The sequence below is a fragment of the Nocardia inohanensis NBRC 100128 genome (assembly GCF_001612945.1).
In the GTDB taxonomy this organism is placed as follows: domain Bacteria; phylum Actinomycetota; class Actinomycetes; order Mycobacteriales; family Mycobacteriaceae; genus Nocardia; species Nocardia inohanensis.
On the sequence record NZ_BDBK01000010.1, the window covers coordinates 144,714 to 166,620 of the forward strand.

Consider the following 21,907-nt stretch of genomic DNA (forward strand, 5'->3'; position numbering starts at 1 on the left):
GTGACGAGATGACCCAGCAGCAACCCAACGACCTGTCCGATGGCCGGCCACCCATACCGGTCGTCGTGATCGGCGCCGGAATGGCCGGGCTGGTGGCCGCCCGGGAACTGCACCGGCAAGGCACCGAGGTGCTGGTGCTCGAGGCCGCATCGCGACCGGGCGGGCGCGTACTGGCCGAAACCACGGCGCTCGGGTCGCGAGTCGACCTGGGTGGCCAGTGGATCGGGCACGGGCATCACCGGTTCGAAAGGCTGGCGGCCGAACTCGGCACCACCGTCTTCGCCATGCACACGCCGAAACGGCCCACGATCGCCGAAGGCGTTGCCACCGTGCGGAATTCGGGCCTCACCGCCGCGGCCGCCAACGCGACCCTGGCATACTGGGAAGTCGTGGCCCGGCTCGGTGCGCCACGGTCCTGGAAACAGCAGAGCGTGCGATCCTGGCTGCGGCGCGTGCCGAATCGCCGCGCCCGGCGCCTGCTGGAAGTCCTGGTCTCGATCTCCACCACAGCCGATCTCGAGCGCTACTCGATGCACGCCTTCCTCGACATGGTCCGCTTCCAGGGCGGACTCTCGACGATGCTCGCCACCGCGGGCGGCGCGCAGGAACGCCTCGTCACCGAAGCCGCGGGGACCCTGGTCGAACGGCTCGCCGCCGGACTCGACGGGAAGATCGTGTACGACAGCGCGGTCACCGCACTGCATCGCGACGACACCGGCGTCACGATCCATTCCGCCTCGGGCGTTCATCGCGCCACCGAGGTGATCATGACCGTCCCGCCGCCGGTCGCCGCCACCATCGAGCATCATCCACCGCTGCCCGCCGACCGAATTCGCTTGCAGGACAACACCTATATGGGATCGGTGTACAAGGCGATCGCGGTCTACCCGGATCCGTTCTGGCGTGAATACGGGCATGCCGAACTGATGTTGCTCACCGAGCCCGGCATGGCGGTATTCGATACCTCCCCGCCGGACGGACCGGGACACCTGTGCGTGCTGGTCGCCGGACCCGAAGCACGGGCGCTCGACTCACTCGGCCTCGACACGCGCCGCGCGACCATCCTGAACGCCCTCGCAGAACAGCTGGGCCCAGCCGTATTCGAGCCTCGCGACTGGCACGAAAAGGCGTGGCATCAGGACCGCCATGTCGGCGGCGGCTATTCGGCGCTGCCGACCATCGGATACGAAGAGGGCTACTACCCGGCTTCCGCCCAACCCACCGGGCACATCCATTGGGCGGGAACCGAAACCGCCCACGAACACGCCGGCTACATCGAGGGCGCCATCGAATCCGGCGAACGCGCAGCCCGGGAGGTCCTCGACGCCCGCACCCTCCTGCGACGCTGATCGGCGAAAGCGACCGGACCGCCACGTGACCGTGCCCCGAACCGTACGGTCCCGGCTCACTAGCCGGTGGCGCACCCATTCACGACGGTCACGGCCAGCTGCTCGATCTCGGCGGTCACGGCCGCCGGGTCTTGCAGATTGCTGCAATGCCCGAGCCCGGGCAGGACGACGAAGCGCGGCGTATTGCCCGCCGCCGTGAGCATCGCCGCCATCTGACGGGAGGCACTGGGCGGGGTCAGCCGGTCGGCGGAACCGACGACGATGCTCACCCGAACTAACCGGCCACCGAAACCGATCGCCCCCAGCGAGGGTCCCACAGGATCAGCCGGGACAGACGGCTTCACAAGGCGGGCATTCGAATCAGGCCGACGGCCAGGCGGATCCGGGCTCGCGCCAGGGCAGCCAGTCCGGAAGATCTTTGGAGACCGTGCCGGGAAACCGGGGTGCACGCCGTTGCAGGAAGGCCATGACTCCTTCGATGGCGTCGGGGTCTGTCGGCAGGTTCGCGATGAGGCGGGAGTCCACGCGTTGGGCGTCGTAGGGGGACGGCAGGGCCGAGAGGCGGTAGACCATCTGCCTGATCAGGGCGGCCGATACGGGCGCGGTAGTGGCAACCAGTTCCGCGGCGAGTTCGTACGCGCGGTCGAGTACCTCTTCGGGTTCGGCCAGGCTGTGCACCAACCCCTTCGCCAGCGCTTCGGGGGCGTCGATCATGCGGCCGCTGAGCATCCAGTCCAGTGCGGCGCCCGTGCCGACCAGGCGGGGCAGGAACCAGGTCGAGGCACCCTCGGGTACGAAACCTCTACGGCTGAAAAGGAATCCGAAGCGGGCGTCGGTGGACGCGATGCGGTAGTCGGCGGGTAGCACGATGGTGGATCCGGCGCCCACGGCCGCACCGCGAATCGCGGCAATGACCGGTTTGCGGGAGTCGAAGATGCGCAGGGCGCAGCGCCCGGCGGGTTCGATCCACGGGCTGCCGTCCGCTTCCGGCGCGATACCCAGATCGAAGCCGTTGTCGGTGAAGTCCGCGCCGACGCAGAAGTCCTTGCCCGCGCCGGTGAGCACCACGCATCGCACCTCGTCGTCGAGGTCGGCGGCGGTGAAGGCCGCGGCCAGTTCGTGCGCCATGGCCACGGTGTAGCCGTTGCGGCGGTCGGGCCGGTTCAGCGTGATCGTCGCGATCCGGTCGGCGACTGCGTACTCGATGGCGTGGAAGTCGGTCATGGCGTGCGGTGGACTCCTCGGATTTGCTGCGGGTGGTTGCGATGACCCACTGGTGACTTTACGATCGAACTACAGACAATACAGTTGTATCGTCCGATCGGGAAGAGTTCAACGATGACCACATCCCCGAGCGCGCTACCACGCACGCTCTGCGAGGCCTTCGCAATCACCGCGGCCGCACAGCCCGACGCCATCGCCCTGCGCACCCCGGGCGGCACGGTGACGATCACGTGGCGGGAGTACCGGGAACGGGTGCGCGCCATCGCGAGCGGACTGTCCGGGCTCGGACTGCGACCGGGCGACACGGTGGCGATCATGCTCACCAATCGACCGGAGTTCCATCTCTGCGATACCGCGGTGCTGCACGCCGGCGGGACGCCGTTCTCGGTGTACAACACCAACCCGGCCGAGCTGCTGGCCTACCAGTTCGACAATGCCGAGACCCGCCTGGTCATCTGCGAAAGCCAGTTCCTGCCAGTGGTTCTCACCGCCGTGGCCCAGGGCGGCAAGGTCGAGCACATCGTGTGCGTGGACGGCACCCCGAACGGCACCGTCGGATTGGCGGAGCTGGAGAATTCCCCGGATCCGGACTTCGACTTCGACGCCGCGTGGTGTGCGGTGCGGCCCGACGATGTGCTCACCATCGTCTACACCTCCGGGACCACCGGCCCGCCCAAGGGCGTCGAACTGACCCACACCAATTTCCTCGAGAACTCGCGCACGATGGGCGATTTCGGCGGCGTCGACAGCTCGGACAGCACGCTGTCCTACCTGCCCGATGCGCACGCGGCCAACCGCTGGTTCGCGCATTATCACAATCTGCTGTGCGGAGTGCAGACCACGACCGTCGCCGACATGCGCGACGCCGTCGGCGCCTTGACCGACGTGCGGCCGACGATTTTCGTGGCGGTGCCGCGCGTCTGGGTGAAGATCAAGGCGGCGCTGGAGGCGAATGTCGCGGCACAGCCGAGTGTCAAACGCGCACTGGCGAACTGGGCGCTGGAGGTCGGGCGCGCCAAGGTACGCGCGGAGTCGGACGGGCGTGCGCTGTCCCTGCTCGACCAGGTGCGATATGGGATCGCCGACCGGCTGGTGCTCTCCGGCATCCGCGCGCGAATCGGCTTGGACCGGTTGCGCATCGGCGTCACCGGGGCCGCGCCGATCGCTCCGGAAATCCTGGAATTCGTACTGGGACTGGGCCTGCCGATCTGCGAGGCGTACGGCATGACCGAGGCCACCTTGGGCGCGACCATCAACCGGCCGGGCCGGATTCGGCTCGGCACCGTCGGAACACCGCTCACCGGAACCGAAGTCACCCTCGCCCCGGACGGCGAAGTGCTGGTGCGCGGCGCGAATGTCATGCGCGGCTACCGCAAACAGCCCGACAAGACCGCCGAGGCGATCGATGCGGACGGCTGGCTGCACACCGGTGACATCGGCGAATTCGACGCCGACGGCTATCTGCGCATCATCGACCGCAAGAAGGAGATCATCATCAACGCGGCGGGCAAGAACATGTCGCCCACCAATATCGAGAACGCGATCATCGCGCACACCCCGCTCGCCGGGCCGGTCGTGGTGATCGGCGATGGCCGCCAATACAATACGGCGCTCATCACCCTCGACCCCGATACCGTTGCCGCCCTGGCCGACAAGTTCGGGCTCACCGATCGATCTCCGGACGCCGTGGCCGCGCACCCCGAGATCGTGGCGGCCGTGGCTGCGGGAGTGGCTGCCGCCAATCGCGGGCTCTCGCGCGTCGAGCAGATCAAGAAGTACACGCTGCTGGCCGAGACCTGGGAACCCGGCAGCCCGCATCTGACCCCGACCGGGAAACTGCGCCGCAAGCCCATCGCCGCCACCTATGCCGAGGTGATCGAGCACATGTACACCGCGACACAGGGATAGGAACCATCGTGCCCGCACCGGACTCCGCGGTCTTCGACCGCCTGCGACGACTCGTCGCCCTCGACGATCCCGAGGCTCGCCCGGCACTCGATGTCGAGACGGTCTTCACCGGAGAACCCTTGTCCACCATGCCCATCGGCACCGCCGAGGATGTCGCGTCGGCCATGCGCAAAGCCCGTCGCGCCGCCGCGGCGTGGGCCGCGACATCACCGAAACACCGGGCCGAGATCATCGATCGATATCGCGTGCTGGTCCTGCGCAATCGAGACGCGCTGCTCGATCTGGCTCAGGCCGAGACCGGGAAATCTCGCGCGGCGGCATTGGAGGATGTGCTCGCGCTGCTCATGCAGTCCCGGTACTTCGCCCGCATCGCGCCCCGGCTGTTGAAGCCGCGGCGGGTGCCCGGCATGATGCCCGGCCTCACCAAAACCGTTGTGTATCAACAGCCCAAGGGCGTGGTCGGGGTCATCTCGCCGTGGAACTATCCGATGGCGCTGGCCATCGGAGACGCCATCCCGGCGCTGCTGGCCGGAAATGCCGTGGTGCTCAAGCCGGACAGCCGCACCCCGTACTGCGCTCTGGCCAACGCCGAACTGCTCTACGAGGCCGGATTGCCGCGCGAGCTGCTGGCCATCGTCCCGGGTCCGGGTTCGGTGGTCGGCACGGCGATCGTGGAAACCTGTGACTACCTGATGTTCACCGGCTCCTCGGCCACCGGTCGGCTGCTGGCCCAGCAGTGCGGTAGCCGGCTCATCGGCTTCTCCGCCGAACTGGGCGGCAAGAATCCGATGATCGTCACCGCGGGCGCGAACCTCGACACCGTGGCCAAAGCCGCGGCGCGTGCCTGCTTCGCCAATGCCGGGCAGCTGTGCCTGTCGATCGAACGCATCTACGTGCAGGATTCGGTGGCCGACAGCTTCACCGGCAAGTTCCTGGACGCGGTCGCCGAGATCCGGTTGGGCGCGGCCTACGACTTCGACACCGATATGGGCAGTCTCATTTCGGCCGCACAGCTCGCCGAGGTGTCCAAGCATGTCGAGGACGCCCGCGACAAGGGCGCGACAGTGCTCGCGGGCGGGCGCGCACGGCCGGATCTGGGCCCGTACTTCTACGAGCCCACCGTGCTGACCGGCGTCACCGACGACATGCTGTGCGCGCGAGCCGAGACCTTCGGCCCGGTGGTGAGCATCTACCCGGTCGCCGATGCCGAAGCGGCGATCGCGGCCGCGAACGACAGCGAGTACGGGCTCAATGCCAGCGTCTGGGCCGCGACCCCGGCCGCCGGGCAGGCGATCGCCGCGCGCCTGCACAGCGGCATCGTGAATGTGGACGAGGGATACGCCCCGGCCATCGGCAGTCTGGCCGCACCCATGGGCGGCATGGGTTCCTCCGGCATCGGCCGCCGGCACGGGCCACAAGGATTGCTGAAATACACCGAACCCCAGACCATCGCGTTGCAGCGACTGCTCACCCTGGATCCGCCACCGGGACTGTCCAATTCGCGATGGCAGCGCCTACTGGCCCCGGTGGTGAATGCGATCGGCGCGCTGCCGCGCAGCTGACCCGCCACGTGACTGTGCCCCGAACCGTATGGGTTCGGGGCACTTTCGTCGTTTTCGCCTTCCCGGCTCGCTATCCGGTGGCACGCCCGTTCGCAGCGGTCACGGCCAGCTGCTCGATCTCGGCGGTCACGGCCGCCGGGTCTTGCAGATTGCTGCAATGCCCGAGCCCGGGCAGGACGACGAAGCGCGGGGGATTGCCCGCCGCCGTGAGCATCGCCGCCATCTGGCGGGAGGCGCTGGGCGGGGTCAGCCGGTCGGCGGAACCGACGACGATGCTCACCGGTACCGTCAGGGCAGACAGCCCCGGCCCGACGTCGAGGGTGCTGAGCACCTTGACGGCGCGGGTTCGGAAGGGGTTCGGGCAGGCTGCGAAAATGGCTGCGGTGAAACGTAATTCGTCCCGGGTCGCACGTGCCGACAAGCCGTGGGTGCGCAGCACCGGGCCGAACAGCGAAGGGTCGGGCATCGGCAACTGCCCGGCCCAGCGGTTGACCAGATAGGCGTGCAGGGGGCGCAACCGTTCGGGTAATGGCAGTAGGCGGGTGTGCAGCGCGAAATCCCGGGCCACGGTGTCGATCAGAACGGCGGCACGGGCGTAGCGGGACACTTCATCGGGATGCTGTGCGGCCCAGGACATGATGGCGATGCCGCCCAGGCTGTGCCCGGCCAGGACGGCCCGCTCGCCCGCGCGCACGGTGGCGGCCAGCACCGCCGAGAGATCACTGCCGAGTACGTCTACCCCGAACGGGAGTTCCCCCTGCGAACTCCGTCCGAAGCCGCGCTGATCGAAGACGATGACCCGGAAGCGGTCGGCGAGCGCGTTGATCTGCGGATTCCAGTATTCGATCCGGCAGGCCCAACCGTGCACCAGCACGATGGGCGGCGCACCGGGCGGACCGTATTCGCGGACGTGCAGCAGCGCCCCGTCGCTGGTTTCGACTGTTGTGGCTTCGTGGGGAATTCGAGGATTGCGCAACAGCCCCGGCGCGGTTTCACCGTGCACGAAGGGGTCGGGAGCCGGGCCCGGACGCGACTTCCGCAACAGTGCGGCCAGTCGGCCGTCCACGCCGAATTCGGCCCCGATCTGATTCCAGCTCACGTGAATACGCTCCTTTGCGTACTGTCGCGCGTTGCCGCAACGCGTGGTAACACCGAGATACATTTGAGCAGATTGCGATACGATTGTATAGTTGCGCCGGTGGGCCGCCCCCACACCGGCGGGTACGTGAACCACCGTCCACGTACCCGCCGTGGGGCTCGCGATCACTCGTACATGCCCGCGATCCGCTCGGCGTAGCCCGCGGCGATGGGCTTGCGCTTGAGCTTGTTGGTCGGGGTGAGGTAGTCCCCACCGGGTTCCCACGCCTCCGCCAGCACGGTGAACTTCTTGATCTGCTCGACCCGCGACAGGGTGGCATTGGCCGCGGCCACACCCTGCTCGATGGCGGCGCGCACCGTCGGATGCGCCGCCAGGTCGGCCGGTGTGCCCGAAAGCCCTTCGCGCAGTGCGAAAGCCGCGAGCGCGTCCGGATCGAGGGTGATCAGCGCGGTGTTGTACTGCCGCCCGTCGCCGATCGCCACCACCGGTCCGGCCAGCGGGGTGTACGTGGTGATCGCGTTCTCGATATTGGCCGGGGACATGTTCTTGCCCGCGGCATTGATGATCAGTTCCTTCTTGCGATCCACGATCCGCAGGTATCCGTCGGCATCGAATTCGCCGATGTCCCCGGTGTGCAGCCAGCCTTCGGCATCGATGGCCGCCGCGGTCTGCTCGGGCGCTTTGCGATAGCCCCGCATGATCATCGGTCCCCGCGCCAGGATCTCACCGTCGGCGGCCAGCCGGATCTCGGCTCCGGGCACCGGCGTGCCGACCGTACCCACCCGGATGCCGTCCGCCCGGTTGATGGTGAGCCCGCAGGTGCCCTCGGTCAGTCCCCAGGCTTCGCAGATCGGAATACCCAGTCCGAGTACGAAAGTGAGGATCTCCGGGGGCACCGGCGCGGTGGAGGACACCGCGATACGGACCCGATCCAGACCCAGCTGGGCCCGCACCTTCGCGAGCAGCAGGTCCGCCACCGCGAACTGGGCGCGATCCGCGATATCAGGCTGCCGCCCTGCCAGTTTCGCCGCGGCCACGCGCCGGCCCACCGCCAGCGCCCAGCCGAGCAAGGCGCGCTCGAGCGGCGACTTGGCCGCGATGACCGCCTCGACGCCGACCTTCAGTTTCACCCACACCCGGGGCACTCCGAGGAACAGCGACGGCCGTACCCGGGGCAGCGCCGCGGCCACCTGTTTGAAGTCCGGCACGGTGGTGATCTCCACCCCGTTGCGCATGGCCGGATAGTGGGTGAGCCAGCGATTGGCCATATGCGCGTCGGGCAGATACGACAGCACCCGATCACCGGGCTCGAACCCCACTTCGTCGAGCACCGCGAGACTGGCCAGCAGATTCGCGTGGGTGATCTCGACGCCCTTGGGCATGCCGGTGGTACCGGAGGTGTAGACGATGGTCACCAGATCCGTGCCGCGGACCGCACGCCAGCGCGCGTCGAAGTCGAAACCTGGTGCGGGAGCGGACTGTACATCGGCGAGCGCGAGTACGTCCGCTTCCGCGCCCTCCACGCACACGATGTGCTCGACCTTGCCGCCGCGCGCGACTCCCGCCCGCACCGCGGGCAGCAGGGATCGTTCGCAGATCACCACTTTGGCATCGGCGTTGTCGAGCTGATAGCCGATCACGTCGGGCGGATTGGTGTTGTAGATCGAGAACGGCGTCGCCCCGGTGTGCAGCACCGCGGTATCGCACAGGTGGAACTCGGGGCGGTTGCTCATCATCAGGGCCACGGTGTCGCCGGGCTCGACGCCGAGCGCCGCCAGCCCCGTGGCGATCGAACGCACCCGCTGCGCGTACTCACGCCAGGTGATCGTGGTGTCACCGTCGATCGAGCGCAGCGCCACCGCGTCGGGGCGGGCCGCCGCGGTCTTCTGGAACGCCTCGCACAGGGTGGCGCTCGGCGCCGTGCCGGAAGTGGTCATCTCGCAGCCTTTCGATGAAACTCGCTGGGATCGAATCGCATTCAGCTGCGCAGGCTCGCGGGTGCGTCGTAGCGTTCGCCGTAGTGCTGCGCCAGATAGTCGGCACGGGCCAGGAACGCTTCGCGACCGCCGGGGTAGCCGGCGACGAACTGGTGCACACCACCGGTCCAGGCCGGGTAGCCGATGGCGAAGATGGAGCCGATATTGGCGTCCGCGGTGGATTCCAGTACGCCCTCGTCGAGGACGCGCTGGGTTTCCAGGGCCTGGGCGAACAGGAACCGGTCGATCAGGTCCTGGAACGGGAACGCCAATTCCGTTGCGGTTCCGTAGATCTCACGAAGCGACGGCCAGAGTCCGGCCCGCTTGCCGTCGGCGTATTCGTAGAAGCCAGCGCCGCCCAGCTTGCCGGAGCGGTCGTGCTCGGTGAGCATCGCGCCGAGCACCCGCAACGAGGCCGCCAACGGAGCGCTGACCGGCAGGCCCGCGTCCCGCATCGCCGCCGCGGTCTCCTTCTCGATCTTGTTGACGGTCTGGAAGTTCAGCTCGTCGAGCAGCTGCAAGGGTGCGGCGGGGTAACCGGCTTGCAGGCCCGCCTGCTCGATGGTCTGCGGGTCGATGCCCTCCTCGAGCATGAGCGTGGCTTCCTGGATGAAGCTGCCGAAGATGCGGGAGGTGAAGAAGCCGCGCGAGTCGTTGACCACGATCGGGGTCCGCTTGATGGCCAGCACGTAGTCGAAGGTGCGGGCCAGGGCCTCGTCGGAGGTCTTGTCGCCCTTGATGATCTCGACGAGCATCATCTTGTCCACGGGCGAGAAGAAGTGGATGCCGATGAAGTCCTGCTGGCGTTCGACGCCGGTGGCGAGTTCGGTGATGGGCAGGGTGGAGGTATTGGAGCCCAGCACCGCGTCCGGAGTGACGATGTCCTGGATCTCCTGGAACACCTTGTGCTTGAGTTCCGGATTCTCGAACACGGCCTCGATGACGAAGTCCACGCCCGCGAAGTCGGCCGGGTCGGCGGCGGGCACGATACGGTCCAGCAGCGCTTTGGATTTCGCTTCGGTGGTGCGCCCCTTGGCGAGGGCCTTCGCCTCCAGCTGCTCGGCGTAGCCCTTGCCGCGCTGCGCGGCCTCGAGCGATACGTCCTTGAGCACCACGTCGATACCGGCCTTGGCGGTCACGTAGGCGATGCCCGCGCCCATCATGCCCGCGCCGATGACGCCGACCTTCTTGATCTCCCGCTTCGGCACGTCCTTGGGACGGGAGCCGCCGTTGTTGATGGTCTGGAGGTCGAAGAAGAACGCCTGGATCATGTTCTTGGCGACCGGACCGGTCAAAAGCTCGACCAGGTAACGGGTTTCGATGAGCTGCGCGGAGTCGAAGTCGACCTGCGCGCCCTCGACCGCGGCGGCCAGGATGGCGCGCGGGGCTGGCATGTTCTGGCCCTTGAGCTGCTTGCGCAGGTTGGCCGGGAACGCGGGCAGATTGGCGGCGAAGGCCGGGGTGGACGGGCTGCCGCCGGGGATCTTGAACCCCTTCTTGTCCCAGGGCTGGACGCCGCCTTCGGGATTCGCCTTGATCCACGCCTTGGCGGCGGGCACCAATTCCTCGATGCTGCCGACGATCTCGTCGATCAGGCCGGTTTCCTTGGCCTTGGCGGGCTTGAATCGCGTGCCCTGCAACAGCACGCCCATGAGCGCGGCTTGCAGACCGATCATGCGCACGGTGCGGTTGACGCCACCGGCTCCCGGCAGCACGCCCAGCTGCACTTCGGGCAGGCCGATCTGGTTGCCGGGCACATCGGCGGCGATGCGGTGATGGCACGCGAGGGCCAGTTCCAGCCCGCCGCCCATGGCCGCGCCGTTGATGGCGGCCACGACCGGCTTGCCGAGCTTCTCCAGGCGGCGCAGGTCGTTCTTGACGTCGGTGAGCATGGCGGACAGCCGCCCGGCGTCCTCGGGCCCGATGGCCTTGAGCTCGTCGAGGTTCGCCCCGGCGACGAAGGTCTTCTTGGCGGAGGTGATCACCGCACCGGCGATCTCGTCGCGTTCAGCCTCGAGCCGGTCCACGGTGGCCTTCAACGAGGCGCGGAAGCCCTCGTCGAAGGTGTTAGCACTGCCGTTCGGGTTGTCGATGGTGAGCAGGACGATGCCGTCGCCGTCACGTTCCCAGGCAAAGATGTTGTCGCTCATGATGAGTGGTTCTCCTCGTTGAAATCCGGTGCGGCTCAGACCCGCTCGATGATGGTGGTGACGCCCATACCGCCGCCGACGCAGAGCGTGATCGCGGCGTAGCGCCCGCCGCGGCGCTCGAGTTCGTCGACCATGGTTCCGGTGATCATGGCTCCGGTGGCCCCGAGCGGATGGCCCATGGCGATGGCCCCGCCGTTCACGTTCAGCTTCTCGTCGGGGATGTTCAGGTCCTTCTGGAACTTGAGCACCACCGCCGCGAACGCCTCGTTGAGCTCGAACAGGTCGATGTCCTCGACCGTCAAACCCGCTACCGCCAAAGCCTTTTCGGTCGACGGGGTGGGACCGGTGAGCATGATGGTGGGTTCCGCGCCGCTGGTCGCGGTCGCGACGACGCGGGCGCGCGGGGTCAGCCCCGACGCCGCACCCGCCTCTTCGGAGCCGATCAGCACCAGCGCCGCGCCGTCCACGATGCCCGAGCTGTTGCCCGCGTGGTGCACGTGGTTGATCTGCTCGATCCAGTGGTATTTCTGCAACGCCACCGCGTCGAAGCCGCCGAACTGACCCATCACGTCGAACGACAGCGGCAGCTTCGCCAGATCGGCGGCCGTGGTGCCCGGCCGCATGAACTCGTCGTGGTCGAGAATCGTCAGCCCGCTCCGGTCGGTCACCGGCACAACCGATTTGGCGAAGTAGCCGCCCGCCCAGGCGGTGGCGGCCCGATCCTGGGACCGTACCGCGAAGGCGTCCACGTCGTCGCGGGTGAAGCCCTCGACGGTGGCGATCAGATCCGCCGACACGCCCTGCGGCACGAAGTAGGTGTCGTAGTTGGTGGCCGGGTCCATGGCCCACGCGCCGCCCTCGGACCCCATCGGCACCCGCGACATGGATTCCACGCCGCCGGCCAGCACCATGTGCTCGAATCCCGAACGCACCTTCTGCGCGGCGATATTCACCGCCTCCAGCCCGGAGGAGCAGAACCGGTTGAGCTGCACACCGCCCACGGTGTGCGGGAGCCCGGCGGCCAGCACCGCGGTGCGGGCGATGTCCATGCCCTGATCGCCGACGGGGGTCACCACGCCGAGCACCAGATCCGAGATCCGGGACTCGTCCAGATCCGGGTGCCGCCTGCGCATTTCGGCGATGAGCCCGGTGATCAGATCGATGGGCTTGACCGTGTGCAGCGATCCGGTCTTCTTGCCGCGCCCGCGCGGAGTGCGGATCGCCTCGTAAATGTATGCCTCGTTGCTCATTCCGAGGAGCTCCTTCCTGTCTTGATCGCCACCAGCGGCAAACGCAGTGCGCCGGAAGCGGTTTCGGGCACGATGGGATTGCGGGGCGGTACCGGCGCGATGGGCCGGTACGCGTCCCCCAGCCGCGGCCGGGGGTCGGCGTCGCCCTTGTTGGGCCAGAACGCCATGGCCCGCTCGGCCTGGGCGGTAATGGTCAGAGACGGGTTCACACCGAGGTTGGCGGTGATGGCCGAGCCGTCCACCACGTGCAATCCCGGGTGGCCGTGCACCCGCTGGAAGAGGTCGACGACCCCCGTCTCGGCACTCTCCCCGATCACACAGCCACCGATGTAGTGGGCGGTGGCCGGGATATTCACCAGTTCGGTGTAGAGCGCCCGGGCCTCGCCGTCCGCCTTGGCGGCATAGCGGCGAGCGACCTCGTGCCCGACCGGAATCCAGTCCGGATTCGGTTCGCCTCGCCCCTGCCGGGTGGTCATGTGCCAGCCGAAGACTCCGCGCTTGCGATAGGAGGTCAGCGAGTTGTCCAGGGTTTGCATGACCAGCAGCACGACCGATCGATCGGCCGCCCCACGCAGGTTCAGCAGGCGCAGGAATCGCAGCGGGTGAGTGAGCACCATCAGCAGGAACCGCAGCACCCGCCACGGCCCGCCGTCCACCATGAAGGTGGTTCCGGCGTGCAGCGCAGTGTGCCCGGATCCGTAGCGGCACACCTCGACGTGCGTGACCGGCTCGGGATGGATCGAGGAGGTGATCGCCACGCCCTGCGCGAAATCGCTTCTGCTGCGGCTGGTCACACCGATACCGGCTTCGGAGTTGGTGCGCGACAGCTCACCCAGACGCGGCGAGATGGCGGGCAGTGCGCCGGTGTCGCGCATATCGTGCAGCAGTCGCTGGGTACCCAGCGCGGCGGCGGAGAACACCACCTGCCCGGCCGTGAACACGATCTTCCGTGTCCGCGTCCAGGCCCCGCTGCGCACCGCGTGCACCTCGTATCCGCCGCCGGCGCGGGGCCGCACCGCGGTCACCGTGGTGAGCGGATGGATGACGGCCCCGAGCTTCTCGGCCAGATGCAGGTAGTTGGTGGGCAGCGTGTTCTTAGCATTGTGCGGACAGCCGCTGAAGCAGTTCGCGCAATGGGTGCACCCGGTCCGGTCCGGACCCTCCCCTCCGAAATAGGGGTCCGCCACGGTCTTTCCGGGCTCACCGAAGAACACGCCGACATTGGTGGGTGTGAAGGTCTCCCCCACGCCCATGTCCTCCGCGACTTCGCGCAGCAGATCGTCGGCCGGGTGCAGGCGCGGATTGGCCGCCACACCCAGCATGCGTTCGGCCTGGTCGTAGTAGGGCGCGAGTTCGGCCCGCCAGTCGGCCAGGTCCGCCCAGGCCGGATCGTCGTAGAACGCCGCCGGGGGCCGGTAGAGAGTATTGCCGTAGATCAGCGACCCGCCACCGACCCCGGCGGCCGTGAGCAGCACGGCCTTGCCGAGGAGGGTGAAGCGCTGAGTTCCGTTGAGCCCCAAGCGCGGAGCCCACAGATACTTGCGCAGATTCCAATCGGTGCGCGGGAAATCCTGCGGCTCCCAGCGTCGCCCGGCCTCCAGAACCGCTACCCGGTAACCCTTTTCGCTCAGGCGCAGCGCGGAGACGCTGCCGCCGAAACCGGATCCGATGACGACCACGTCGTAGTGGCCGCCATCGCTGTGCCCCACCGATTCACACCCTCTCGATGATGGTGGCCACACCCATGCCGCCAGCCACGCAGAGCGTGATCAGCCCGTAGCGGCCGCCGGTGCGCTCGAGTTCGTCGAGGACCGTGCCCAGCAGGATGGAGCCGGTCGCACCGAGCGGATGCCCCATGGCGATGGCTCCGCCGTTGACGTTGTACTTCTCGTCGGGAATCCCGAAGTGCGCCTGCACTTCCAGGGCTACCGCGGCGAACGCCTCGTTCATCTCGAACACGTCGATATCGGCGATGGTGAGACCGGCAGTCGCGAGGGCCTTCTCGACGGCCGGAATCGGCCCGGTGAACATGAGCACCGGGTCCGCGCCGCTGGTGGCGGCGGCGACGATGCGCGCCCGCGGCGTGAGACCCGAAGCCCGCCCGGCTTCTTCGCTGCCCACGAGCACCAGTGCCGCGCCGTCCACGATGCCGGAGCTGTTGCCGCCGGTGTGCACGTGGTCCAGGCGCTCGAGGTGGTGATACTTCTGCAAAGCGACCGCGTCGAAACCGCCGAATTCGCCGATGCCCGCGAAGGCGGGCGCGAGCTTGCCCAGGTCGGCGACGGTGGTCTTCGGGCGCATCAGCTCGTCGTGATCGAGGATGGTGAGCCCGGACCGGTCCCGCACGGGCACAACCGATTTCGCGAAGTAGCCGCCGGACCAGGCCGCCGCCGCGCGCCGCTGGGAGCGAATCGCGTAGGCATCGACATCGTCGCGGGTGTATCCGCGCAGCGTGGCGAGCAGATCGCAGGCCACGCCCTGCGGAATGAAGTAATTGTCGTAGGCGGTGGCCGGGTCGTAGGCCATGGCTCCGCCGTCACTACCCATCTGCACCCGCGACATGGATTCCACGCCGCCGGCCAGCACGAGCTCGTCGAAGCCGGACCGCACCGATTTCGCGGCCAGGTTCACCGATTCCAGGCCGGAGCCGCAGAACCGGTTGACCTGCACGCCGCCCACGGTGTCGGGCAGTGCGGCCAGGTTCACCGCGGTCCGGGCGATATCCATGCCCTGATCGCCGACCGGGGTCACCACGCCGAGGATCAGATCCGAGATCCGCTCCTCGTCCAGGTCCGGAAAGCGCACGCGCAGTTCGGAAATCAACCCGACGACCAGGTCGATGGGTTTGACGGTGTGCAGCGAACCGGTGGCCTTGCCCTTGCCGCGCGGCGTCCGGATCGCTTCGAAAACATATGCCTCGGTGGTCATTCGATCGTCCTTCCGGCCACTCACAACGAGCGCGAGATGATTTCCTTCATGATTTCGCTGGTACCGCCGTAGATCTTGTTCACCCGGGCGGCGGCGTACATGCGCGCGATCGGGTACTCGATCATGTAGCCGTAGCCGCCGAAGAACTGCACACAGCGGTCGACGATGTCGACGGCCTTGTCGGCCGCGATCAGCTTGGCCATCGAGGCCGTGGCGGGATCGTTCTTGCCGGCGATGTACTCGCCGATGCAGTAGTCGACGGTGGTCTTGATCGACAGCACCTCGGCCTTGAGCTGCGCGAGCTCGAACTTGTTGTGCTGGAACTTGATCAGCTCACGGCCGAACGCCGTGCGTTCCTTGCTGTAGCGCAGCGCCTCGAGCAGGGCGGCCTCGGCCATCCCGGCACAGAGCGCGGCGATGATCAGCCGTTCCCGCGCCAGCTGCTCCATGAGCTGGTAGAAGCCCAAACCTTCTTGCGCGCCGAGCAGGTTGGTCACCGGCACCCGCATATCGGAGAAGAACAGCTCCCGGGTGTCCTGCCCGTGCTGGCCCACCTTCTCCAGCACCCGGCCGCGTTCGAAGCCGGGCAGATCCTTGGTCTCGGCCACGAGCAGCGACACCCCGGCCGCCCCCTGCGACGGGTCGGTCTTGGCGACGATCACCAGCAGATCGCAGTGGGATCCATTGGAGATGAACGTCTTCGAGCCGTTGACGACATAGTGGTCGCCGTCGCGGATGGCCGTGGTGCGCACCGCCTGGAGATCGGATCCGGTGCCCGGTTCGGTCATGGCGATGGCCAGCACGAGGTCACCGCTGATGATGCCCGGCATCCAGCGCGCCCGCTGCTCGTCATTGGCGTAGGTGTTCACGTAGTGCGCCACGATCGGCGAGTGCACGATCCACCCGGAGGCCGAATCGTGGGCCAGCGCCAGCTCCTCCGCGATCACGGCGGAGAGCCCGAAATCGCCTGCGAGGCCGCCGTATTCCTCGGGCAGGTCCACCCCGAGCAGCCCGGCCGCGCCGAGCTTGTTCCAGAACGCGCGGTCGACCTGGTGCTCCTTGGCCCAGCGTTCCTGGTTCGGGGTGGCTTCCTTGCGGAAAAACTCGGCGGCGTGCTTGCGCAGTTCGCGGTGCTGCTCGGTTTCCCAGCTCGCGCGGTAATCGGGGAACAGTTCGGACATCGTCGTTCTACTTTCCTGGTGCCTGGGCTAGGTGAATGCCATTGAGCGGCAGGTCTTCTCGTTCGGCGATGGCTTCGAGCTCGGCGATCGTCCGGCCCGCGAAAGCCTCCTGGAAGCTGCGGTGATCACCGGTCGCGCCGAAGACCTCGACGGCCTTCATGAAGAAGTGCGGTTCCACCGCGCCGAGCGCGACGTAACCGTCGGCGCACGGGTAGATGCCATAGCCCGGGAACGCGCCGCCGAGGACGGCGGCCGGACCCATGAGCCGGTAGCGCACCGCGTCGCCCGCGCGGGCGGCGGCTTCCTCCAGCGCGACCCGATAGGGCGCTCCCACACCGGTGTTCGCGCGCCGCACCAGCGCGGCCAACGCGGTGGACACCGCGCGTTCCGCGCCGAGCATGTCGGCGATCGGCACCGTCGGCATCTGCGGCGGAGTGAGCGTGCCGTGCACCGCCTGATAGTTCAGGTCGTGGCCGGGCACCTCGGGATCGGCTGCGTGCCCGACGATTTCGATCAGCGAGAGCCCGGAAAAGCGGTCCTGCGGCTGATTCAGTCCCAACCGGACCAGCGCGGTGGGTCGCATGGAAGTGATGAGCAGATCCGCGGTGGCCAGGAGTTCGTCCAGCTTGGCACGGTCCCCCGGCGACTTCACATCGAGGCTCAGCACCTGCTGCCCCGCGACCAGCCGCTCGTACCACCCGGGCGCGGCGGCCGCGAGCGGGTCACCGGCGGGCGGTTCGACCTTGGTAACCGACGCGCCGAGTTCGGCGAGCCGCGCCGCGGCCAAGGGCCCGGGCAGGTTCACCGCCAGCGAGACGACTTCGACACCGTCGAGCGGTTGCATCGTTGCGACCTCCATGGAAAGACTATACATGTGTATTGTAGACATGTCGCGTGTAGTAAATCCAAGTGGGACGTGTCACATTCACTACGCGGCGTAGGATCACCGAACACACGACAGGTGAGGGCTGATGCAGAATCCACGAGCGACCAACGACGATTTGACCGCCAAGGCCCGCATCCGCAATGCGGCCATGGACCTCTTCGCGCAGTACGGGGAGTCCCGGGTGTCCTTGCGCGCGGTGGCCGCCGAGGCCGGTGTCACCCTCGGCCTCGTCCAGCACCACTTCAAAACCAAGGCCGGCCTGCGCGATGCGGTGGACCAGCTGATCGTCGACTATTTCGCCAGCGCTGTCGGTTCGGTGCCCGCGACGGGCACCGTCGGCGAGGTCGCCGCCGCCCGGGACGAGGCGGTACGCGCCATGCTGCGCGAGAACCCGCCGGTCGTGAACTACGTGCGCCGCGCCGTGCTCGAGCCCTCCGAAACCCGCCTGCACCTGCTCGATTCGCTCATCGATCTGACCCGCCGCGAAGTCAGCGGTCTACGGGAGGCGGGCCTGGCCTCCACCGAACGGGCGGAGTCCAACCAGATCGTCTCGGTCCTGGTCCGCCAACTCGGCGAATTGCTGCTCGCCCCACTCGTCGACGCCGTCTGGGAGCGGGTGGCCGACCCCGACGACGCGTCCAAGCCGGAGCTCGCGATCACGCTGCGGACCTGATCGCACCTGCCCCGCGCTGTCACCTCCGAAGCGGGAACGGCGCGGGTTGATTCGCTACTTCAGCGGGAGTGCGCTGTTCATGCCGCCGACATCGGTGATCTTCCAGTCCGCGCCGGAATCGACGGTGATGGTGTAGGTGACCGTGGTCTGGCCGCCGTCGGGGGTTTGGGCGTTGGTGGAGGCGACGTCGAGGAAGACGTTCACCTTGTAGACGCCGCCGGTGCTGGAGGTGACCACGGCATTGATCGGGGTGGCGCTCGAGGTCCACTTCAACGGGACCAGTACCTGTTGTAGTGCGGGGGCGGTGGTGTCGAACTTGCCGGCCAGCTGGGAGCTGGTGTTGGCCTTGAGTTTCGTCACCCAGGTGTCGTAATGCTGGAAGTCGATGGTGGAGGCGCCGACCGCGTAGTCGGTGGCGACCTGCTCGGCGCGGCGGACGTCGGCGGCAGCGGCATCGCGGTCGGCGAGATCGCTTCGGGCCGAGAGCCACAGGCCCGCGAAGGACACCGCGGCGACTACGAGGAGCAGGGCGGCGAAGCCGGTGGCGAGGGTGGACGGGCGGAATGAGATGGTGCGGGATTCGTTCGTCATGGGAGCTTTCCTTGTCAGGTCGGGGGCGGTCATTTGACGGCGATCTGGAGGCGGACCACCCCGTCTCCGGTATCGGCGAGCGCCTGAGTGATCAAGGCGCTCAGGTCGATTCGGCTCAGCGCGCCGGTCACTTGGACTGCCAGCGGCGAGAGCACGGGGGTGAGTTTCGCCAGGTCGGGGCCCATGCGGTCGAGGACGTCGGTGAGCTCGTGGGTGAAGGGGATCAGGCCCGTGCCTTCGGTGTACATCTCCGGGACTCGGCCGGTTCGCACGATCTTGGCGATGGCGTCGGCGATGGAGTCGAAGGAGCCGCCCAGCGCGGTCCAGCCGGGTGCGGCGGCGCTCATGGCGGGGCCGGTCCACTCCATCCGGCCACCGATGGTCTGGAGGTCGGTGAACATGGTGCGGACCGCGTCGGTGCGGGCGAGCAGGGTGGCCGCGAGCAGGCTGGTGGCTCGGGAGAGTTGTGGCACAACGGTTTCGGTGCCCGCGAGCCCCTGGGCGAAGGTGTCGATCACCGAGGCGATGGTCTGCGGGTCCAGCTGGCCCATCAGATGGGTGACCTGGCGAGCCACCTCCGGAATCGAGGTGGGGGTGCGAACCGCGCGGGTGTCGATCTGCTGTCCGTCGCTCAGATACGGTGCGGCGCTGCCCTTTTGCGGGGTGAACTGTACGTAGGGCTCGCCCAGTGCCGACAGGTTCTCGATGGTCACGGTGCTGGCCACCGGGATGCGGTGGTCGTCGCGCACGCGCATCCGCACCTGCACTCCGCCGTCGCCATTGCGCACCGAGGTGATCTCGCCGACCCGCACGCCCGACAGCAGCACCGGCGATTTCGCGCCCAGACTGCCGGAGTTGGTGAGCATCATGGTCAGGTTGGTGTAGCGGGCGAACCAGTCGACGCCGACCACACCGAAGGTCAGATAGCCGAGGCCGAGGATCAGCACCGCGGCGATGGCGGCCAGCGAAAGATACGGTCCCACTGGGCGTCCGGTCATCGAACGGCTCCGATCATGCGCAGGGTGTCGACGATGCGGGCGGCCTGGTCCGCGGGCGATAGACCGTTGCCGAGGTCGACACCGGTGAGGTTCACCTTCGCGCCGTGCTCGGCGAAGGGAATCACCTTGTCCCGCAACAATGTCACCAGCTTGTTCAGGTTCGAGGGTGCGCTCAGGTCCAGCGGGCGCGTGGTGAACAGCAGTGGCACCAGCGCTTTGGCGGCGGCGTCGCCCGCGGTCGCCAGCGGGGTGATCCATTCCAGCGCGTGCGCGATAGTGCCGATCGCCCCCGCGACACCCAGCACCAGGATCAGCGATTCCACCGCCGAGGTCACATGCGTGGCGCCCTCCTCGGTCAGCAGCGCGCTCAGCGCCGGGCCGTGATCGACGAGGGTTCGGGTGTTGGCCTCCATGGCGTCGAGGAACGCGCCGACAGTCTCCACATGGGCGGCCACATCGGACAGATCCGCCCCGACTACCTGCGCGATGCGGGCACTGTCGGCGGGCTGGGCCGGGAGTACGGCGTTCACCCGGTTCACCAGTTGCTGGAATTGCCCGACCGCACCGCCCTGCACGAATACCGCGAGTCCGGACAGGGCGTCTTCGACCTGTACCGCCGGGGTGGTCGCGGTGATCGGGATGCGGCCGCCGTCGGTCAGTGGCTCGGCGAAACCGTCCGGGGGCGTGGTGAGTTCGATGAAGACATCGCCCAGGATGGTGTTCTGCCGCAGCTGCGCGGTGGTGGCGGCGGGCAGCCGCACGCTCTCGTCGATATCGATATCGGCGAGCACATGACCGGGTGCGGCGGCGGTCGGATCGACGACCGTGGTGCCCGAGAGGTGACCCACCTGCACGCCGTTGGCCATTACTTTCGCGCGGCCCGGCAGATTGAGGGCATTGCCGAATTCGATATGCACCCTGTAGGTGTCGCCGCCGGTGCCGGGCACGGTGATCGCCGAGGGATCGACGGCACAGCCGGAGAGAGCGATCGCGGTGACCGCCAAGGCGGCGAGTCGGGTTCCGGATCTCATTGCGCACCTGCCATTCCGAGGACGAGGGCCGCCAGATCGATGGTGGCCAAACCGTTTTCGGCTCCGGCGCAATGTCCGGGAGCCGCGGCGTTCACCGCCGCACACACCGCCTCCGCATCCGGTTGCGCCAGCGTCACTCGCGGCGGCGCGTAATTCAGCGAGGACTGGCCGGTAGCGGGATCCACCGCGTTGTGGAATGCGGCGGCGAGGGTGGGCGCCATGCCGATGAGCTGTTGCAGCGAACCGACATTCGCGCCGACCCAGCGGGTCAGCGGCACCGCGGCCTGCGCCAGGTCCAGCAGCGGACGGCCGAAGGTCGTGGTGATGTCGTTGAACCACGGCAGCAGCACCCGCAGGCCGTCGACGACGCCGATGATCGGGGGAACCACCTCGGTATTGACCTGATCGAGCACCGGGCCCAGCCGGGTCAGCATGCGTTCCAGGTCGCCCCAATTGTTCGTCAGTACCGCACCCAAACGGGAGATCGCATCGATGAGTTGTCCGATCCTGCCGATGGCGGCGTCCGGTGCCCGCAGCGCGTCGCCGAGCTTGGTGATGAGTTCGTTGAGAGCGGCCCCGGTCCCGGACGTGGCGGTGTTCAGGGCGGACAGGCCCGAGGCGACGCGGTCCGCGGCGGCCGGGTCGTCGGCCGCACCGAGTTCGCCGGAGAGCTTGGACAGCGCATCCAGGGTTTGCGTCATGCTCTTGGGGGTCAGCGCCCGGGTCACGCAGCGGCTCGAATCCCATTGCGGCGCGGGGGAAGCCGCCGACAGCAACGCCAGATTCCGATCCGCGACCAATGTATCGGACAGCGTCACGGCCGCGACGTCACCGCGCAGCGGATGGTCGGCGTCGACGGTGAAATCGACACGCACACCGTCTGATCCGGGCTTGATGGCGGTGATCGAGCCGACCGGGACGCCCAGCATCGTGATGTGGCTGCCGGTGAACAATCCGATGGCGTCGGGCAGTACGGCGCAGTAGGAGCGGGTGGCCTTTCCCGCACCGGCCACCACCGCATAGGCCGAGGCCGCCACCACGACCAGTACGAGCACGGCCGCGATCGACATGAAGCCGCGGGTCGCGAGCAATCGTTTCATC

The 21,907-nt window shown here is 67.9% G+C and carries 18 protein-coding genes; 4 read left to right on the top strand and 14 right to left on the bottom strand.

All coding sequences use genetic code 11. The features are described from left to right. Window positions 1-8: 8 nt before the first annotated feature. Window positions 9-1,349, top strand: a complete 1,341-nt coding sequence (locus NI1_RS20345) for a flavin monoamine oxidase family protein (RefSeq protein WP_067823146.1) — start codon at window positions 9-11, stop codon at window positions 1,347-1,349. A 59-nt stretch (window positions 1,350-1,408) separates the two neighbouring features. Here NI1_RS20345 and NI1_RS20350 read toward each other — a convergent pair whose 3' ends face one another. Both NI1_RS20350 and NI1_RS20355 read right to left on the bottom strand, forming a co-directional pair. Continuing rightward, a complete protein-coding gene (locus tag NI1_RS20350) occupies window positions 1,409-1,618 on the bottom strand; it encodes an alpha/beta fold hydrolase (RefSeq protein WP_067823148.1) in 210 nt (69 codons plus the stop codon). A 91-nt stretch (window positions 1,619-1,709) separates the two neighbouring features. Next, window positions 1,710-2,573, bottom strand: coding sequence for an enoyl-CoA hydratase-related protein (locus NI1_RS20355; RefSeq protein ID WP_067823151.1), 864 nt, complete (start codon window positions 2,571-2,573; stop codon window positions 1,710-1,712). A 114-nt stretch (window positions 2,574-2,687) separates the two neighbouring features. On the opposite strand from NI1_RS20355, the gene NI1_RS20360 reads away from it, so the two are divergent. Both NI1_RS20360 and NI1_RS20365 read left to right on the top strand, forming a co-directional pair. Beyond that, complete coding sequence (locus NI1_RS20360) at window positions 2,688-4,481, top strand: AMP-dependent synthetase/ligase (protein WP_067823154.1); 1,794 nt, start codon at window positions 2,688-2,690, stop codon at window positions 4,479-4,481. Window positions 4,482-4,489: 8 nt separating this feature from the next. Next, the gene (locus tag NI1_RS20365; protein ID WP_067823156.1) at window positions 4,490-6,043 is read left to right on the top strand and encodes a succinic semialdehyde dehydrogenase; all 1,554 of its coding nucleotides are present in this window, start codon (window positions 4,490-4,492) and stop codon (window positions 6,041-6,043) included. Between the two features lie 70 nt (window positions 6,044-6,113). Here the strand turns inward: NI1_RS20365 and NI1_RS20370 are convergent, their stop codons facing one another. From NI1_RS20370 to NI1_RS20405, 8 genes are all read right to left on the bottom strand, one after another. Continuing rightward, window positions 6,114-7,142, bottom strand: coding sequence for an alpha/beta fold hydrolase (locus NI1_RS20370; protein WP_169815602.1), 1,029 nt, complete (start codon window positions 7,140-7,142; stop codon window positions 6,114-6,116). Window positions 7,143-7,306: 164 nt separating this feature from the next. After that, complete coding sequence (locus NI1_RS20375; RefSeq protein WP_067823160.1) at window positions 7,307-9,079, bottom strand: AMP-dependent synthetase/ligase; 1,773 nt, start codon at window positions 9,077-9,079, stop codon at window positions 7,307-7,309. A gap of 41 nt (window positions 9,080-9,120) precedes the next feature. Beyond that, window positions 9,121-11,268 carry a 3-hydroxyacyl-CoA dehydrogenase NAD-binding domain-containing protein gene (locus tag NI1_RS20380; RefSeq protein ID WP_067823162.1) on the bottom strand — a complete coding sequence of 716 codons (2,148 nt, stop codon included), beginning with the start codon at window positions 11,266-11,268 and terminating at the stop codon, window positions 9,121-9,123. 35 nt (window positions 11,269-11,303) lie between these two features. Beyond that, entirely contained in the window at window positions 11,304-12,518 is a 1,215-nt protein-coding gene (locus NI1_RS20385; protein ID WP_067823165.1) for an acetyl-CoA C-acetyltransferase, read from the bottom strand. Further along, window positions 12,515-14,227 (bottom strand): GMC oxidoreductase, encoded by a 1,713-nt coding sequence (locus NI1_RS20390; protein ID WP_067823168.1) that lies wholly within the window; start codon window positions 14,225-14,227, stop codon window positions 12,515-12,517. The genes NI1_RS20385 and NI1_RS20390 overlap by 4 nt, the downstream gene beginning before the upstream one ends. A gap of 4 nt (window positions 14,228-14,231) precedes the next feature. Continuing rightward, window positions 14,232-15,446 (bottom strand): acetyl-CoA C-acetyltransferase, encoded by a 1,215-nt coding sequence (locus NI1_RS20395; RefSeq protein ID WP_067823171.1) that lies wholly within the window; start codon window positions 15,444-15,446, stop codon window positions 14,232-14,234. A gap of 20 nt (window positions 15,447-15,466) precedes the next feature. Further along, complete coding sequence (locus NI1_RS20400) at window positions 15,467-16,627, bottom strand: acyl-CoA dehydrogenase family protein (RefSeq protein ID WP_067823173.1); 1,161 nt, start codon at window positions 16,625-16,627, stop codon at window positions 15,467-15,469. Between the two features lie 7 nt (window positions 16,628-16,634). After that, complete coding sequence (locus NI1_RS20405; protein WP_067823176.1) at window positions 16,635-17,471, bottom strand: CoA transferase; 837 nt, start codon at window positions 17,469-17,471, stop codon at window positions 16,635-16,637. Window positions 17,472-17,598: 127 nt separating this feature from the next. Here NI1_RS20405 and NI1_RS20410 point away from each other — a divergent pair, with 127 nt between their 5' ends. Further along, entirely contained in the window at window positions 17,599-18,186 is a 588-nt protein-coding gene (locus tag NI1_RS20410) for a TetR/AcrR family transcriptional regulator (RefSeq protein WP_067823178.1), read from the top strand. Between the two features lie 54 nt (window positions 18,187-18,240). On the opposite strand, the gene NI1_RS20415 is transcribed toward NI1_RS20410, so the two are convergent. The 4 genes from NI1_RS20415 to NI1_RS20430 are packed head-to-tail and all read right to left on the bottom strand — an operon-like array spanning window position 18,241 to window position 21,906. Further along, window positions 18,241-18,777, bottom strand: a complete 537-nt coding sequence (locus NI1_RS20415; protein WP_067823181.1) for a hypothetical protein — start codon at window positions 18,775-18,777, stop codon at window positions 18,241-18,243. Between the two features lie 29 nt (window positions 18,778-18,806). Then, window positions 18,807-19,775: an MlaD family protein gene (locus NI1_RS20420; protein ID WP_067823184.1), complete on the bottom strand. Its 969-nt coding sequence runs from the start codon at window positions 19,773-19,775 to the stop codon at window positions 18,807-18,809. Next, the gene (locus tag NI1_RS20425) at window positions 19,772-20,806 is read right to left on the bottom strand and encodes an MlaD family protein (RefSeq protein WP_067823187.1); all 1,035 of its coding nucleotides are present in this window, start codon (window positions 20,804-20,806) and stop codon (window positions 19,772-19,774) included. The genes NI1_RS20420 and NI1_RS20425 overlap by 4 nt, the downstream gene beginning before the upstream one ends. Next, window positions 20,803-21,906 carry an MlaD family protein gene (locus tag NI1_RS20430; RefSeq protein ID WP_067823190.1) on the bottom strand — a complete coding sequence of 368 codons (1,104 nt, stop codon included), beginning with the start codon at window positions 21,904-21,906 and terminating at the stop codon, window positions 20,803-20,805. The genes NI1_RS20425 and NI1_RS20430 overlap by 4 nt, the downstream gene beginning before the upstream one ends. Between the last annotated feature and the right edge of the window lies 1 nt (window position 21,907).